Raw genomic sequence first — 15,011 nt, forward strand, 5'->3', positions numbered from 1 at the left:
CGAATAGTGACCAAGAATGGCTACGGTTCGTGAGCGCGGTCGTCGCTGTCCGCAGCGACGATCCTCCGGCGTCAGAGTTCGGCGCGCAGCTTCGACAGCGTCTGGCGGCTGCGTTCCGGCGTCTCGGCGTCCACCGCGAGCCGGTCCAGCGCGCGGCTGTAGATCTCGATCTCGTCCGGTTTCTCCTGGTAGAGCGCGCCGCTCAGGAACTCCAGGTACACGATGTCCGGCAGCTCCTCCTCGAGGAAGCGCAGCAGCGTGAACGCGCCTTCGGCCGAGTAGCCGCTCAGCCGGTAGGGCACCACCTGGAGCGAGATGTTCGGCAGCGTCGTCATCTCCAGGAGCTGCCCGATCTGGGCGCGCATCGCCCTGGTGCCCCCGATCGGCCGGTGCAGCACCGACTCGTCGACCACCGCCCACAGCCGCGGCGCGTTCGGCCTCGCCAGGAGCTTCTGCCGCCGCATCCGCAGCGCGACCCGGCGCTCGACCTCGTCGTCAGCCACGTCGGGGCGGCCGTGGCTGGCGACCGCTCGCGCGTAGTCCTCGGTCTGCAGCAGGCCGGGCACGAACTGAAGCTCGTAGGTCTGGATCCGCGAAGCCGCCTCTTCGAGGCCGACGTAGTCGTCGAACCAGCGCGGCATCAGGTCGTTGTAGCGGTGCCACCAGCCCGGCTGGTTCGACTGCTTCACCAGCTCCAGGAACTGGTCCCGCTCGTCGGAGTCCTCGACGCCGTACATGGTCAGCAGGTCGACCACGTCGCGTTCCTTGAACCCGACGCGACCGAGTTCGAGCCTGCTGATCTTCGACTCCGAGCCGCGGATGTTGTACCCGGCTTCGGCACGGGTGACACCGGCGCGCTCGCGCAGGCGGCGCAGCTGGGTCCCGAGCACCATCCGTCGCGCGGTAGGACCGGTGCCCTGGTCTGCGGCGGGTGGGTTGACCGAGGTCATGGCCGGTTGTTCTCCGTTCGAGGCGTGCTGGCTGGGCTCCCCATGACCCGATCGTAGGCGCGACACGCCACGCCGACCACGAGATTCGGCCCAGTCATCGAACGTACACGCCCCGACCGTGCCGTCAAGGCCACGCCCGCGTTTACGCGGGCGGTCCACACCCCTACCCTACGTGTGGTCCGAGATATTCGACACACTCGAAGTGAACCCTGAGAGGCTGCGATGGCTGCGCCCGAGTCCGAGGCACCCGTCTACATCGACACGACCAAGGCGAGCATCGCGCGCGTGTACGACGCTTTCCTCAACGGCAAGGACAACTACGAGGTCGACCGCGAGGTCCTGCACAAGGTCCAGCAGGCCGCACCGGAGGCGCAGGACCTCGCCACCGAGAACCGCGGCTTCCTGATCCGCGCCTGCCGCTTCCTGGCCGGGCAGACCGGGATCACCCAGTACCTCGACTGCGGGTCCGGGCTGCCGACCGCCGAGAACACCCACCACGTCGTCCAGCGGATCAACCCCGAATCGACCGTGGTCTACGTCGACAACGACCCGGTGGTGCTCGCGCACGGGCGCGCGCTGCTGGAGGAAAACGACCGGACCCACTTCGTCGCGGACGACATCTTCGAGCCCGAGGCGCTGCTGGCGAACGACACCGTCCGCAAGTACCTCGACTTCACCCAGCCGATCGCGCTCCTGCAGCTCGGCACCCTGCACCACTTCAAGGGCCCGCACGAACGGCCTGCCGAGATCATGCGCGAGTTCATCGACAAGCTGCCCGCGGGCTCCTACGTCGCGATCTCGCACTTCCTCGACCCGGAGGACGAGCTGTCCGCGACCGCGCGGCGGATGGAGGACTTCTTCGTGCACAGCCCGATGGGCTCCGGCACGTTCCGCACCACGGCCGAGATCCAGGAGCTGTTCGGGGACCTGGAACTGGTGCCGTCCGGCGGGCACGGCGAGGCGGGCGTCGTCCGCTGCGTCGACTGGTGGCCGGACGGCCCTCGGCTGAAGGAGCTCAACGCGGCGCAGCGCACGATCGCCGGTGGTATCGGCAAGAAGCGGTAGCGCCGCCGGTCACCCGCGCACGATCGGCAGCAGGCGCGTGAGGTCGGCGCGTGTCCCGGACGCGGACACGCGGCCGTCCTCCAGCGCGTCGGCCCACCGCAGGCGGCCGGTCGCGAGCTCGAGCCAGGTCCGCGGGTCCGTCTCGACGACGTTCGGCGGGTTCCCCCTGGTGTGCCGCGGGCCGTCGACGCACTGCACGGCGGCGAACGGCGGGACCCTGACCTCGACGCTGCGGCCCGGCGCGTCGGCGGCGAGCGTCCGCAGGCTCAGCCGGACCGCCTTGGCGAGCTCGGGGCGCGCCGGATCCGGTGCCGCGCGGTCCAGCCAAGGGGAAACGGCCAGTACCGCGGCACGTAACTCAGCGGGGTCGACCGAACGCGGAGACGTCATACCTCAACAGTAGAGTGAGCGCACCTTTCGTTGACACGCAGCGGGAACCGAGGGACGCACATGGCGAAACGGGACGAGGCCGACCGGCTGGTACCCCCATCCCCGAACTCACCACGCCAGGGGAAACCGAAGATCACCGACGAGATGCGCCGCAACGCGCGGGCGAACCCCAACAGCTGGTTGTACGTGATCGACGAAGCCTTCGACCCGAACGGCCCGGTGCCGTCGTGGGCCGTCGTCGGCGCGTACCCGGTGAACTCCGCGGGCGACGTCGTCGAGGACTTCCACCCGAACGACCGGTACCGCCCCTCCCCGAAGGCGCTCGGCTTCCCCGAGCCCGGCAACGACCTGGAGCGCCTGCTGCAGCTCGTCCGCACGAACCACCGGCCGGCCGAGGACCTGCCGAAGGTCATCCTCGACGCCACGCTGTTCGTGTACGCGCTCGCGCCCATGCAGCGCACGGTGATCGGGTTCCACAACACCGACGGCAGGGTCATGGTGCCCGCGTACACGTCGAAGTCGCTGGTGCCGAAGGAGTGGCCGCACGCCCGCGCCGTGCTGGGCAGGGACATGGTCGCCCTGCTCGGCGGGCAGCCGGTGGCGATCAACCCGCACGACCTGGTCACCGCCGTCGTCCCGGCGGAGCACCTGGTCAAGGCCCTTGACGAGGAGAACCGCGAGCAGCGCTAGGCGACACGCCGCCTGCACCAGGGAAGATCACTCCACAGGGTTACACCCGGTTCGCGCATGGGGCTCCATCGAGGCATCGTGACGCACGGAAGACTTGTCTCCGCGCGGAATCGGGAGTCGACGTGAACGAGCCCCAAGAACCGGTTTCCCCCGTCGAGCGTGCGATGCCGAAGGTGATCCCCGCTCGCGAGACCGCTCGCCCTCAAGCGCCCCAGCCGCCACGTGGGCGACACCCGCTCGTGAAGGTGGCCGCCGTGACGGTGGCCGCGGGTGCGCTCGCGGCGGGGCTGGTCGCGCTCGGCGGATCCGGCGGCGAACGGCCGGCCGCAAGCTACCGGCCCGCCGACTACTCGAAGGCGGCCGACACGGGCATGGGCTCGCAGATCGCGGCGCACGAGGGCGTGCACGGCAGCCCGGCCGCGGCGAAGGCGAGGCTCGCGCTGTCCGACCAGACCCTCGGCCACGACGTGAGCGGGCACCAGGGCGCGGTCGACTGGAAGAAGGCGGCCGCGACCGGGGCGAAGTTCGCCTACGTCAAGGCGACCGAGGGCACCGGGTTCATCAGCGGCCAGTACCGCCAGCAGTACGACGGCGCGCACTCCGCCGGGATCATCAGGGGCGCCTACCACTTCGCGCGGCCCGACGTGTCCGGCGGCGCCGCGCAGGCGAACTACTTCATCAACAACGGCGGCGGCTGGCGCAAGGACGGCAAGACGCTGCCCGGCGCGCTCGACGTGGAGTACAACCCCTACGGCGACGCCTGCTACGGCATGAGCCCGGCCGCGATGACCGCGTGGATCAAGGACTTCACGAAGACCTACCTCGCGCGCACCGGGCGCAGCTCGCTGATCTACACCAGCACGAGCTGGTGGCAGCGCTGCACGGGCAACAACGGCGGCTTCGGCAACACCAACCCGCTCTGGCTCGCCAGGTACGCGCCTGCGATCGGGCCGCTGCCCGCGGGCTGGGACAAGCAGAGCATCTGGCAGTTCGCGAACGCGGGCAGCCTGCCCGGCGACCAGAACTACTACAACGGCCCGATCGGACGCGTGGAAGCCCTGGCCAGGGGCTGATTTCGTCCGCAGCGCCCGATATGTCCACTGTGATTAGATCACCGAGAGTGAGCCGTTCGCACCCGTAAATCACCCACTTGCCACGGTTAAATCACGGAATTCAGTGACAGAGGCCACTTTTTTGGATAACAATCAACGCTCGGACGGCCACCTGCTAGGCCGTCCTTCGCGAGGGTATTTGTGAAGGGATTCCGTGATGTCCACTGTTCGAAGAAGCTGGCGGCGCGCTCTCGGCGCTGTCGCGGCCGCTTCGGCCGGCGTGCTCCTGCTCGGCACGCTGACCCCGGCCGGCGCCACTCCCACCCCGCCCGATCAGGCGGCCGGTCTGAACACACCACTCGGTGAAGCGACGCTCGGTTCGCAGATCCGCCGGGTGGAGGGCGGCGACAAGTCGACACCCGAATCGCAACAGCAGGCCATGCGCCCGCAGGGCCTGAACTCCGACGGCTTCGAGGCGCAGGCCACGGTCGCCGGCATCGACGTCGCCAGCCACCAGGGCAACGTCGACTGGAACAACTGGTGGGGCCAGGGCAAGCGGTTCGTCTGGACCAAGGCGACCGAGGGCACCTACTACACCAACCCGTACTTCGCCCAGCAGTACAACGGTTCCTACAACGTCGGCATGATCCGCGGGGCCTACCACTTCGCCACCCCGAACACCACGAGCGGCGCGGCGCAGGCCAACTACTTCGTCGACCACGGCGGCGGCTGGTCGCGTGACGGCAAGACCCTGCCCGGCGCACTGGACATGGAGTACAACCCGTACGGCGCGACCTGCTACGGGCTGAGCCAGGCCGGGATGGGGGCGTGGGTGCGCGACTTCCACGACACCTACCACGCGAGGACCGGCCGCTGGCCGGTCATCTACACGTCGACGAGCTGGTGGAACCAGTGCGTCGGCAGCTCGCAGACGTTCGGGAACACCGTGCCGCTCTGGGTCGCGCGGTACAGCTCGTCGGTCGGCGCGCTGCCGATCGGCTGGGGTTTCCACACCGTCTGGCAGTACAGCTCGTCCCCGATCGACCAGGACTCGTTCAACGGCGCCTACGACCGCCTGCAGGCACTCGCGAACGGCTGAGCACGTAAGAACGCGCCCGGCGCCCTCGTCCGGTTCCCGCCGGCGGGGGCGTCGGCCGCTTCGCCTCCGATCGAAACCAGACCCAAACCCGCATAACGGGCAAAAGGCCCCTAGAATGCCTGAGTAGCGGCTGCTGAACAGGTTGGGGGCGATCGTGGCGAACGGTGAAGCCCCCGCTCTCCGTCAGGGCAGGCTCATGCTGTGGCTCGCCGTCGCCACCGCGCTCGCGGCCGTCGCCGCGCTCGTCGTCACCGGGTTCTTCGTCCCCGGCTTCCTGCTCGCCGACGGCGACTCCGACACCACCCCCGAAACGCTCGCGATGTCGTTCACCAGGGCGTTGAAGGAGCACGACCCGGAGCGCGCCGAGGCGATGCTGTGCGAAAGCGCGGCGACACCCGCGCACCAGACCGTCATCACGCTCGCCGGGCGGACCACCCCGCTGACGCTCGCCGGGGTGCCCCAGCGCCTCGACGACGGCACGTACGTCGCCGCGATCAGCTCGCCGGAGTCCAGCCACGACGCCGTGCTCGCGGACCAGACGCACCGCTGGTGCGTCGCCGACCTGCTGCCGGTGTCCCAGCAGGCGGTACCCGGGTCGGCGACATCGACGGGTACGGGCGCGCGAGAGGACAGTGCGACCGCGCGCAGGTAGGTTCTCCCCGGCGCGAGAGGCGCCGAGACGAACTGGGGAGAGGAACCACTGATGACGTACCCACCTCGCCAGGGACCGCCACCCGGCCCGCCGTACCCTGGCCGGCAGGGCCCGGCGTTCCCCGGGCAGCAGTTCCCCGGCCAGCAGCCGTTTCCCGCGCAGCAGCCCTTTCCTGGCCAGCAGTTCCCCGGTTACCCGCCGGGGCCGCGCAAGAGCAAGAAGGGGCTCGTCATCGGGCTCTCGCTCGCGGTGGTGATCCTGCTCGCCGGCGCGTTCGCGATCACCGCCTGGGTCGCGCCGGGGTTCCTGTTGAACAAGCGCGCGAAGGTCGCGGCGGTACCGGACAACCCCGAAGAGGCCAAGGCGACCGCCGCGAAGTTCTTCGACGCGGTCAGGGCCGGTGACGCGCAGGGCGCGAACACCTTGCTGTGCGCCTCGGCGCAGGCTCAGCTGGAGCGAAACATCAAGGACATGATCGCCAAGTCGGTCGACCTGCGGGTGACCGGCGTGTCCGGAGTGCCGTACGCGCCGATCGTCGACCTGTCCGGCAGGTACGACGGCGGGAAGCCGGGGCAGGCGACCGTCATGATGGCGCACCCGTCCGACGGGCGACCGGGGTACTGCCTGTCCGGCATGACAACCGCCATGATGTTCTGAGCAGTCGCATCGGCTTCAGGGGAGGATCGATGACGTACCCGCCACCGCAGGGCGGACCCGGCCAGTGGGGACCGGGCCAGGGACAGGGCGGCCATGGGCAGTACGGCCCGCCGCCGCAGCAGGGCTATCCGCCGCCAGGGTACGGGCCGCCGCAGTACGGTCCGCCACCGAAGAAGAGCAAGACGGGCCTGGTCGTCGGGCTCGTGCTCGGGATCGTGGTGGTGCTCGGCGGGGTCGTCGCCATCCTCGGCTTCGTCGCACCCGGCTTCTTCCTCAGCAAGGACGTGCCCATCAACGCGCCGAACATCTCCGATCCGGCGGTCGTGGTGGGCACGCTGGCGGACAAGCTCAACCGCAAGGACAGGTCGGCGACCGACCTGATGTGCCAGTCCAGCAGCACGGACGCGCGGGGCAAGGTCACCCAGCTGATGAGCGGCAACGTGAGCGCCGGCCACGACTTCCGGCCCAAGGGCGGCCCGCTCGACAACGCGGACACGGTCACCGCGCACCTGCTGTACAAGGACAAGTTCCCCGGCGACCACGTCGCGTCGGTGCAGCTGCGCAAGGGGCCCGACGGGTTCTGCGTGTTCAGCGTGGTCAAGTGAGAAGGCGGTCGAAATGAGCTATCCGCCGCAGGGCGGCCCGTACCCGCAGCAGCCAGGGTTCACGCCCCAGCAACCGGGCTTCCCGCAGCCGGGTTTCCCACCGCAGCAACAGTTTCCGCCGCAGTTCCCGCAGGGGCCTGCCGGGCCGAAGCCGCGCAAGGAGCGGAAGCGGGCGATGTTCGGGATCGTGTTCGGCGTGCTCGTGCTCGTCGCGGGGCTGGTGGTGCTGTTCGGTTTCGTCGGGCCGGGCTACTTCCTGGACAAGGACTACCCGAAGGGCGCGCCGCACACCCTGAGCGCCGACGACCTGATGTCGCAGTTCCTGCAGAAGCTCGACGCGCACGACCAGGAGGGGGCGGCGGCCTTCGCGTGCCAGTCGAGCCCGGAGGTGGTGCCGTCGATCAAGAAGTTCGCGGAGGACCCCACCCGGACCGCGAACAAGCTCGGCCGCTTCGAGGGCGCCGACAAGCTCCACGTCAACTGGACGTACACCCAGCTCGGCTCGCCGGGTACCGAAGGGCACGGCGCCGCGATCTTGCGCAAGGGCGGCGAAGGCGGTTACTGCCTCTTCTCGATCTACGGCGCATGAGGCTCCGTTCGCCGCTGGTGCCCGTGATCGCGCTGGCCGCGGTGCTGCTGGCCGCGGTCACGCTCTGGCTGCTGACCGATCCGTCGACGAGCCGTGCCGACGCGCTGAAGACCGGCGGGCTCGCCGCGGGTTCGGTGGTCGCGCTGTACGCGCTGTGGCTCAACGACCGGCGCCGCCGCGTCGAGGAAAGCCGCCACGCGCTGGACACGAAGCGGTACGACCGCGACAAGGAGCGGGTGTCGGACGAGCGGTTCGCGAAGGCCGTCGAACTGCTCGGCAGCGATGCCGACCAGGTGCGCGTCGGCGCGCTGCACGTGCTCGTCGGCCTGGCCCGTGCCCGCCCGGACTACACGCAGACCGTGCTCGACGTCCTGTGCTCCTACCTGCGCATGCCCTTCGACCACCCGGAACTGCCCGGTTACGAAGGCACCGCGGAGGACCTCTTCGGCGCCGAGCGGGAGCTTCAGGTGCGGCGCTCGGTGGAACGGCAGCTCCGGCTGCTGCTGCCGAAGGCGGCGGACACCGAGGCGCCGAACTACGACCTGCACCTCACCGGAGCGACCCTGGACCGGCTGAACCTCGACGACCGCAAGGTGGAGTGGCTCGGGCTGAACCGGGCGCGGCTGCTCTACGACGTGAAGCTGAACCGGCTCGTCGTCCACGGCCACCTGGGGTTCACCGGCGCGCGGGTGCTCGGCAACCTGCTGCTCTCCGGCGTGGAGGTGCACGGCAACGCCGAGTTCCGGCGGATCGAGGTCACCGGCACCACGAACTGGCGCGGCGCGCTCTTTCACGGCCGCGTCACCGCCGAGCACGCGGTGTTCCACGACAGCGCGAGTCTTGAGGGCGCGCGCTTCACGAAGTCGCTGGACCTCCGCTGGGCCCGCTTCGAAAGCTCCGCCGACCTGCGGTTCGCGGCGACACCGGAACTCGTGTCGCTTGAGGACACCCGCGTCGACCCCGCCGTGGAGACGCACCTGCCGAAGCCCTGGCAGGTGGCGCATTCCGCCGACGGGCAGGCCCGGATCGCCGTACTAGCCGAATAGTGCCGGGAGCGTGCTTTCCCACGCCTCGCGGAGTTCTTCGCTGCCGAAGGTGGCCACGCCCTGGATCTCCAGGCCGGGTGACTCCGGGTCCACCACGCCCGCCTTGCGCCACGGCAGGCCGCGCGCGGTGCACATCTCGGTGAACCGCAGCTCCTCGGTCCTCGGCACCGCGACCAGCACCCGGCCCGCGGACTCGGAGAACAGCTGCACGAACGGGTCCTGCTCGTCGTCGAGGATCGCCCGCGCGCCGCACTGTCCGATGAGGACGGTCTCGACGAGCGCCTGCGCGAGCCCGCCGTCGGAAAGGTCGTGCGCCGCGGAGATCATGCCGTCCCGCGAACCCGCCACGAGGATCTCGCCCAGCAGGCGCTCGCGTTCGAGGTCGACCGCGGGCGGGCGGCCGCCGAGGTGCCCGTGCACGAGGTGCGCCCAGGTCGAGCCGCCGAACTCGTCCTTGGTCTCGCCGAGCAGCAGCAGCGTCTCGCCCGCTTCCGCGCCGATGCCGGTGGGGATGCGGCGGCGGACGTCGTCGATGACGCCGAGCACCGCGATCACCGGCGTCGGCAGGATCGCGGTGTCGCCGGTCTGGTTGAAGAAGCTGACGTTGCCGCCGGTGACCGGGATGCCGAGCTGCGCGCAGCCGTCGGCGAGGCCGTGCACCGCGCGCTCGAACTGCCACATCACGCCGGGATCGGTCGGGGCGCCGAAGTTGAGGCAGTTGCTGACCGCGATCGGGGTGGCGCCGCTCGTCGCGACGTTGCGGTACGCCTCGGCGAGGGCGAGCTGCGCGCCCTGGTACGGGTCGAGGTAGACGAACCGGCTGTTGCAGTCGGTCGACACGGCGACACCGCGCCCCGTCGACTCGTCGATCCGGATCACCCCGGAGTCCGACGGCTGCGCGAGCACCGTGTTGCCCCGCACGTACCGGTCGTACTGGCTGGTCACCCACTCCTTCGACGCCAGGTCCGGCGACGAGATCAGCTTCAGCAGGGTCTCCCGCAGCTCGTCCGGTGTGGACGGACGGCGCAGGGTGTCCGGCAGGTCGGCCTCGACGGCGTCCTGAGTGGACGGACGGGCGAGCGGCCGGTCGTAGACCGGCCCCTGGTGCGCCACGGTGCGCGGCGGCACGTCGACCACGGTCTCACCGTGCCAGGTGATCACGAGGTGCTCGCCGTCGGTGACCTCGCCGATGTCGGTGGCGATCACGTCCCACTTCGCGCACACCGCCATGAAGGCGTCCACATTGGACGGCTCGACGACGGCGCACATCCGCTCCTGCGACTCGCTGGAGAGGATCTCGGCCGGGGTCATTCCCTTGGCGCGCAACGGGACCCGGTCCAGCTCGATGTGCATGCCGCCGTCACCGGCCGCGGCCAGCTCGGAGGTCGCGCAGGACAGCCCGGCACCGCCGAGGTCTTGGATGCCGACCACCAGGTCCTGCTGGAACAGGTCGAGGCAGCACTCGATGAGCACCTTCTCGGTGAACGGGTCGCCGACCTGGACGCTCGGCAGCTTCTTGCGGCCGGTGCCCTCGTTGAAGCTGTCGCTGGCCAGCACGGAAACGCCGCCGATGCCGTCGAGGCCGGTGCGCGCGCCGAACAGGATGATCTTGTTGCCGGTGCCGGAGGCGAACGCGAGGTGCAGGTCCTCCACCCGCATCGCGCCCACGCACAGGGCGTTCACCAGCGGGTTGCCCGCGTAGCTGGCGTCGAACACCAGCTCGCCGCCGACGTTCGGCAGGCCGAGGCAGTTGCCGTAGCCCGCGACGCCCGCGACCACGCCGGGCAGCACCCGGCGGGTGTCCGGCGCGTCGGCGGGGCCGAAGCGCAGCGCGTCGGCGACGGCCAGCGGGCGCGCGCCCATCGCCATGATGTCGCGCACGATGCCGCCGACGCCGGTCGCCGCGCCCTGGTAGGGCTCCACATAGGACGGATGGTTGTGGCTCTCGACCTTGAACGTGACCGCCCAGCCGTCGCCGACGTCGACCACGCCCGCGTTCTCACCGATGCCGGCGAGCAGCTTCTCGCGCATCTGGTCGGTGGTGGTCTCGCCGAAGTACCGCAGGTGCTTCTTCGACGACTTGTACGAGCAGTGCTCGCTCCACATCACCGAGTACATGGCCAGTTCGGCGTCGGTGGGGCGCCTGCCGAGGATCTCGCGGATGCGCGCGTACTCGTCCTCGGCGAGGCCGAGTTCGAGGTAGGGCTGCGCGGTGCCGGGGGTTTCCCCGGCACGGGCGGTGGTGTCGGTGACGGTGGTTACGTCTGAGGTCGGCACGGCTAGAAGGGTAACCGGGCTGGTGAGCGGGGTCGCGGGGCGGGCGGTGCGAGCGGCGCTTCGCGGCGGCGGAAATTCGTTCGCGTGCGGACAGTGACCGCGCCTACCGTTGCGGTATGAGCACTCGACCCGATTATTGACTCCTGTCTTCGCGACGCCGCGAAGGCGGCCTGCGCCCCTACCCGGTACCGGAAGTCCGGCTGCCGGCCGAGCTCACCCCGATCCGCCTGCTGCTCGCGATCCTGCGGGCGCGGCCGTGGTTGGCCGCGGGCGCCGCGGTGCTCGGCGCCCTGTGGCTGGTGCCCTCGGCGCTGCTCCCGTTCGTGGTCGGCAGGGCCATCGACGCCGGGATCGCCGGTGCCGACACCGCCGCGCTGATCGCGTACGCGTCGGTGATCGTCGCGATCGGCGTCGCGCAGATGGTGTGCGGCGGGCTGCTCGACTACCTGACCCACGGCATGTGGATGCACGCCGCGTCGGCGCTGCAGCGCACGGTCGTCAACCACACCACCAGGCTGGGCGCGTCGCTGCGGTCGCAGGCGGGCACGGGTGAGGTGATGGCGGTGACCTCGTCGGACCTGAACCACGTCGGCAACGCGTTCGAGGTGTTCGGCAGGCTGGCCGGTGCGGTGGTGGCGTTCCTCACCGTCGGCATCGTGCTGCTGGGCTCGTCGCCGCTGCTCGGCACGGTGGCGCTGATCGGCGTGCCGCTCGCGGTGGCCGGTCTCGGGCCGCTGCTGGCGCCGCTGCAACGGCGGAAGGACGCCCAGCGCGACCAGCTTTCCGAGGTCAACGCACTCGGCGCGGATATCGTGTCCGGCCTGCGGATCCTGCGCGGTGTCGGCGGGGAGCGGCAGTTCCACCGCCGGTTCCGCGCGGCGAGCCAGCGCGTCCGGCGCGCCGGTGTCGAGGTCGCGCGCAGCGAGTCGTGGCTCGCCGCGGCCGAGATCCTGCTGCCGGGGCTGGTGACCATCGTGATCACCTGGCTCGGCGCCAGGCTCGCCGTCGGCGGCGAGCTGAGCGTCGGCGAGCTGGTCGCGTTCTACGGCGCTTCGGCGTTCCTGATCATCCCGGTGACCACGGCCACCGAGGCGGCGGACGGGTTCGCGGGCGCGGTCGTGTCCGCGAAGAAGGCGTGCGGGCTGCTGAAGCTCCGCCAGGAGCTGGACGACCCCGCGTCGCCGGTGCCGCTGCCCGAAGGTGCGCTCGAACTGCACGACACAGCGACCGGGTTCACCGCGGTCGCCGGGAAGCTCACGGTCGTCGACGCCGGGCGGAACGCGGAGGCGCTCGCGTCCCGGCTCGCGCGGTTCACCGACGCGGGCGACGGGCAGCGCGTGCTCGTCGCCGGGGTGCCCGCCGCCCAGGTCGCGCTGGCCGACCTGCGCAGCCGCGTCGTCTACGCGCACAACCAGGACGTCTGGTTCTCGGGGATCCTGCGCGACCAGGTGGCCTCGTCGCGCGAAGGGCGTGTCGGCGTCGAGGAGGCGCTGCGCGCCGCGGACGCCGACGACATCGTGGCCGCGCTGCCGAACGGGCTCGACGAGCTGATCGGCGAGCGGGGCCGCGAGGTCTCCGGCGGGCAGCGGCAGCGGCTCAGCCTGGCCAGGGCGCTGGCCGTCGACGCCGACGTGCTGTTGCTCGACGAGCCGACGTCCGCGGTCGACGCGCACACCGAGGCCCGCATCACCGAGCGGGTCACCGAGCTGCGCCGCGGCCGCACCACCGTGGTGTTCAGCCAGAGTCCACTGTGGAAGGTCGTGGCGGACGAGGTCGTGCGGTACCCGAACCGGCAGGAGGTGTTGTGATGCAACGGAAACTGCCATTGGCGACCCCCGCGGAGGCCAGGCGGTGGGCGCGCGGGATGCTGCGCGCCCACCGCGGCACCTTCCTGCTGGTGCTCGGGCTGTTCGTCGCGGCGAGCGTGGCGGGGCTGGCCGGGCCGCAGATCCTCGGCGCGCTCGTCGACGGCGTCACCGGCGGCATCACGACCGGCGGGATCGACCTGCTGGCGCTGGCGTTCGTCGCCATGCTGATCGTGCAGGGCGGGCTGAAGCGGTTCGCGCGGCTGCGCATGGGCATGCTCGGCGAGAAGGTGCTCGCCGAGAACCGGGAGCGGCTCGTCGGCGAGTCGCTGGCGCTGCCGCTCAGCACCGTGGAGGCGGCCGGAACCGGTGAGCTGCTGAGCCGGGCGACCTCGGACGTGGACCGGATCGACTTCGCCACCCGGCACGCGGTGCCGGAGATCCTGGTGGCCGCGCTGACCGTGGTGCTCACGATCGGCGCGATGGTGGTCACCTCGCCGCTGCTGTCGCTGGCGCTGCTGGTCGCGGTGCCGGTGCTGTGGATCTCGACGCGGTGGATCTGGCGGCGGGTCGGCGCGGCGATGGAGCGCATGCTCGACGGCTGGGCCGTGCTGCAGTCGGCCACGCACGAGACCGCGGAAGGCGCGCGCACGATCGAAGCGCTCAGCCTCACCGAACGCCGCGTCGCGCACGGCGACCGCGGTCTCGCGGCGGCGCTCGACGGCGAGCGCGGCCTGCGGTCGCTGCACGTGCGCTGGGTGCCGTGGCTGGAGCTGTCGCACGCGCTACCGGTCGCGGCGATGGTGCTGATCGGCGGCTGGGCGTACTTCGCCGGGCACGCCGACCTCGGCACGATCACCACGATGGTGCTGTACGCGCAGGCGCTGGCCGCGCCGATGGACGAGTCGCTGTGGTGGGTCGAGGACCTGCTGGTCAGCGGCACCGCGTTGCGGCGCGTGCTGGGCGTGCGCGGCACTACCGACGACGGCGTGCCGACCGCACCCGTCGACCAGGACATCGAGGTCGCGGACGTGCGGTTCGGCTACTCGGCGGGTCGCACCGTGCTGCACGGCATCGACCTGCGGGTGCCGCCGGGTGAACGGCTCGCGATCGTCGGGCCGTCCGGTGCGGGCAAGTCGACACTGGGCAGGCTGCTCGCCGGGATCGCGGCGCCGTCCGCGGGCTCGGTGCGGATCGGCGGCCAGGAGGTCTCGGCGCTGGCCGACGACGTGCTGCGCGGCGAGGTGCTGCTGCTGACCCAGGAGCACCACGTCTTCGCGGGCACGCTGCGGGAGAACCTGACGCTGCCGACCCGTCCCGGCGGCGGCGACTGGCCGGACGCCGAACTGCTGGCGGCGCTGGACGCGGTCGGCGCCAAGGAATGGGTGCTCGACCTGCCGGACGGCCTCGGCACGAAGGTCGGTTCGGGCGCGCGGACCGTGCCCGCCGCGGTGGCGCAGCAGCTCGCGCTGGCGCGGGTGGTGCTGGCCGACCCGCACACCGTGGTGCTCGACGAGGCGACCTCGCTGCTGGACACGTCCTCGGCGCGCGACCTCGAACGCTCGCTGAACGGCGTGCTCGAAGGCCGCACGGTGATCGCGATCGCGCACCGGCTGCACACCGCGGCCGCGGCCGACCGGGTCGCCGTGCTCGAAGACGGCCGGATCACCGAGCTGGGCAGCCACGAAAAGCTGCTCGCCGCGGGTGGCCCGTACGCCCGCCTCGTGGCGGCGGCGAGCTGAACCTCGCGGGTGGTCCCGGAATGCCGGGGCCGCCCGCGGAGTTGGCTCTTGCCGCGTGGGCCCCTGAAGGGGTCCTTCGGGGCATGTGACGCCGCGATCTCGCCCTTCGCGGTGCGGAGTGGGGTGATGCTGATGCCGTGAAGGCCCCCATCGCGGCACCAGATTCCCTCAAGGGCCCCATCAGGGCATGCGCGCGAGTTCAAGAATCCGCGCGGGTTCAGGGAATGCGCCGAGTTCAGGGCACCCGGGTTCGGGGAATCGGCGCGAGTTCAAGACAGGTGCGCGGATTCGGGGAATCGGCGCGAGTTCAAGACAGGTGCGCGGATTCGGGGAATCGGCGCGGGTTCAAGACAGGTGCGCGGGTTCAGGGCAGGTACCCGGGAGCGGAGAAG

General features: G+C 71.0%; 14 protein-coding genes. 11 read left to right on the forward strand and 3 right to left on the reverse strand.

Features of this window, described 5'->3' with window-relative positions:
- Positions 1-71 precede the first annotated feature (71 nt).
- Positions 72-950: a helix-turn-helix domain-containing protein gene (locus tag ABD256_RS36360; protein ID WP_344429533.1), complete on the reverse strand. Its 879-nt coding sequence runs from the start codon at positions 948-950 to the stop codon at positions 72-74.
- A gap of 222 nt (positions 951-1,172) precedes the next feature.
- Here ABD256_RS36360 and ABD256_RS36365 point away from each other — a divergent pair, with 222 nt between their 5' ends.
- The gene (locus ABD256_RS36365; protein WP_344429535.1) at positions 1,173-2,015 is read left to right on the forward strand and encodes an SAM-dependent methyltransferase; all 843 of its coding nucleotides are present in this window, start codon (positions 1,173-1,175) and stop codon (positions 2,013-2,015) included.
- A gap of 9 nt (positions 2,016-2,024) precedes the next feature.
- Here ABD256_RS36365 and ABD256_RS36370 read toward each other — a convergent pair whose 3' ends face one another.
- Positions 2,025-2,405, reverse strand: coding sequence for a sterol carrier family protein (locus ABD256_RS36370; RefSeq protein ID WP_344429536.1), 381 nt, complete (start codon positions 2,403-2,405; stop codon positions 2,025-2,027).
- 60 nt (positions 2,406-2,465) lie between these two features.
- Between ABD256_RS36370 and ABD256_RS36375 the strand changes: the two genes are divergently transcribed.
- The 8 genes from ABD256_RS36375 (at position 2,466) to ABD256_RS36410 (ending at position 8,795) form a co-directional block, all read left to right on the forward strand.
- Positions 2,466-3,095 carry a type VII secretion system-associated protein gene (locus ABD256_RS36375; RefSeq protein ID WP_344429538.1) on the forward strand — a complete coding sequence of 210 codons (630 nt, stop codon included), beginning with the start codon at positions 2,466-2,468 and terminating at the stop codon, positions 3,093-3,095.
- 254 nt (positions 3,096-3,349) lie between these two features.
- Positions 3,350-4,168 carry a GH25 family lysozyme gene (locus ABD256_RS36380; RefSeq protein ID WP_425546579.1) on the forward strand — a complete coding sequence of 273 codons (819 nt, stop codon included), beginning with the start codon at positions 3,350-3,352 and terminating at the stop codon, positions 4,166-4,168.
- Positions 4,169-4,364: 196 nt separating this feature from the next.
- Positions 4,365-5,246 carry a lysozyme gene (locus ABD256_RS36385; RefSeq protein WP_344429540.1) on the forward strand — a complete coding sequence of 294 codons (882 nt, stop codon included), beginning with the start codon at positions 4,365-4,367 and terminating at the stop codon, positions 5,244-5,246.
- 154 nt (positions 5,247-5,400) lie between these two features.
- Positions 5,401-5,898: a hypothetical protein gene (locus ABD256_RS36390; RefSeq protein ID WP_344429542.1), complete on the forward strand. Its 498-nt coding sequence runs from the start codon at positions 5,401-5,403 to the stop codon at positions 5,896-5,898.
- A 51-nt stretch (positions 5,899-5,949) separates the two neighbouring features.
- Entirely contained in the window at positions 5,950-6,555 is a 606-nt protein-coding gene (locus tag ABD256_RS36395; RefSeq protein WP_344429544.1) for a hypothetical protein, read from the forward strand.
- A gap of 29 nt (positions 6,556-6,584) precedes the next feature.
- Entirely contained in the window at positions 6,585-7,160 is a 576-nt protein-coding gene (locus ABD256_RS36400) for a hypothetical protein (RefSeq protein WP_344429546.1), read from the forward strand.
- Between the two features lie 13 nt (positions 7,161-7,173).
- Positions 7,174-7,749: a hypothetical protein gene (locus ABD256_RS36405; protein WP_344429548.1), complete on the forward strand. Its 576-nt coding sequence runs from the start codon at positions 7,174-7,176 to the stop codon at positions 7,747-7,749.
- Complete coding sequence (locus ABD256_RS36410) at positions 7,746-8,795, forward strand: pentapeptide repeat-containing protein (RefSeq protein ID WP_344429550.1); 1,050 nt, start codon at positions 7,746-7,748, stop codon at positions 8,793-8,795. Before ABD256_RS36405 ends, ABD256_RS36410 begins: the two co-directional genes overlap by 4 nt.
- Here ABD256_RS36410 and purL read toward each other — a convergent pair.
- On the reverse strand, positions 8,784-11,072 hold the full coding sequence (gene purL / locus ABD256_RS36415) for a phosphoribosylformylglycinamidine synthase subunit PurL (RefSeq protein WP_344429552.1): 2,289 nt from the start codon (positions 11,070-11,072) through the stop codon (positions 8,784-8,786). The genes ABD256_RS36410 and purL overlap by 12 nt on opposite strands.
- A gap of 170 nt (positions 11,073-11,242) precedes the next feature.
- On the opposite strand from purL, the gene ABD256_RS36420 reads away from it, so the two are divergent.
- Positions 11,243-12,880: an ABC transporter ATP-binding protein gene (locus ABD256_RS36420; protein WP_344429633.1), complete on the forward strand. Its 1,638-nt coding sequence runs from the start codon at positions 11,243-11,245 to the stop codon at positions 12,878-12,880.
- Positions 12,880-14,619 (forward strand): ABC transporter ATP-binding protein, encoded by a 1,740-nt coding sequence (locus ABD256_RS36425; RefSeq protein WP_344429554.1) that lies wholly within the window; start codon positions 12,880-12,882, stop codon positions 14,617-14,619. The genes ABD256_RS36420 and ABD256_RS36425 overlap by 1 nt, the downstream gene beginning before the upstream one ends.
- The last annotated feature ends 392 nt before the right edge of the window (positions 14,620-15,011 follow it).

This window comes from Amycolatopsis minnesotensis (assembly GCF_039529815.1).
Taxonomy (GTDB): domain Bacteria; phylum Actinomycetota; class Actinomycetes; order Mycobacteriales; family Pseudonocardiaceae; genus Amycolatopsis; species Amycolatopsis minnesotensis.

Coding starts and splice junctions, on each gene's coding strand:
- ABD256_RS36370 (WP_344429536.1), bottom strand. CDS start 2,405: ATGACGTCTCCGCGTTCGGTCGACCCCGCTGAGTTACGTGCCGCGGTA.
- ABD256_RS36400 (WP_344429546.1), top strand. CDS start 6,585: ATGACGTACCCGCCACCGCAGGGCGGACCCGGCCAGTGGGGACCGGGC.
- ABD256_RS36425 (WP_344429554.1), top strand. CDS start 12,880: ATGCAACGGAAACTGCCATTGGCGACCCCCGCGGAGGCCAGGCGGTGG.
- ABD256_RS36360 (WP_344429533.1), bottom strand. CDS start 950: ATGACCTCGGTCAACCCACCCGCCGCAGACCAGGGCACCGGTCCTACC.
- ABD256_RS36365 (WP_344429535.1), top strand. CDS start 1,173: ATGGCTGCGCCCGAGTCCGAGGCACCCGTCTACATCGACACGACCAAG.
- ABD256_RS36375 (WP_344429538.1), top strand. CDS start 2,466: ATGGCGAAACGGGACGAGGCCGACCGGCTGGTACCCCCATCCCCGAAC.
- ABD256_RS36410 (WP_344429550.1), top strand. CDS start 7,746: ATGAGGCTCCGTTCGCCGCTGGTGCCCGTGATCGCGCTGGCCGCGGTG.
- ABD256_RS36405 (WP_344429548.1), top strand. CDS start 7,174: ATGAGCTATCCGCCGCAGGGCGGCCCGTACCCGCAGCAGCCAGGGTTC.
- ABD256_RS36385 (WP_344429540.1), top strand. CDS start 4,365: ATGTCCACTGTTCGAAGAAGCTGGCGGCGCGCTCTCGGCGCTGTCGCG.
- ABD256_RS36395 (WP_344429544.1), top strand. CDS start 5,950: ATGACGTACCCACCTCGCCAGGGACCGCCACCCGGCCCGCCGTACCCT.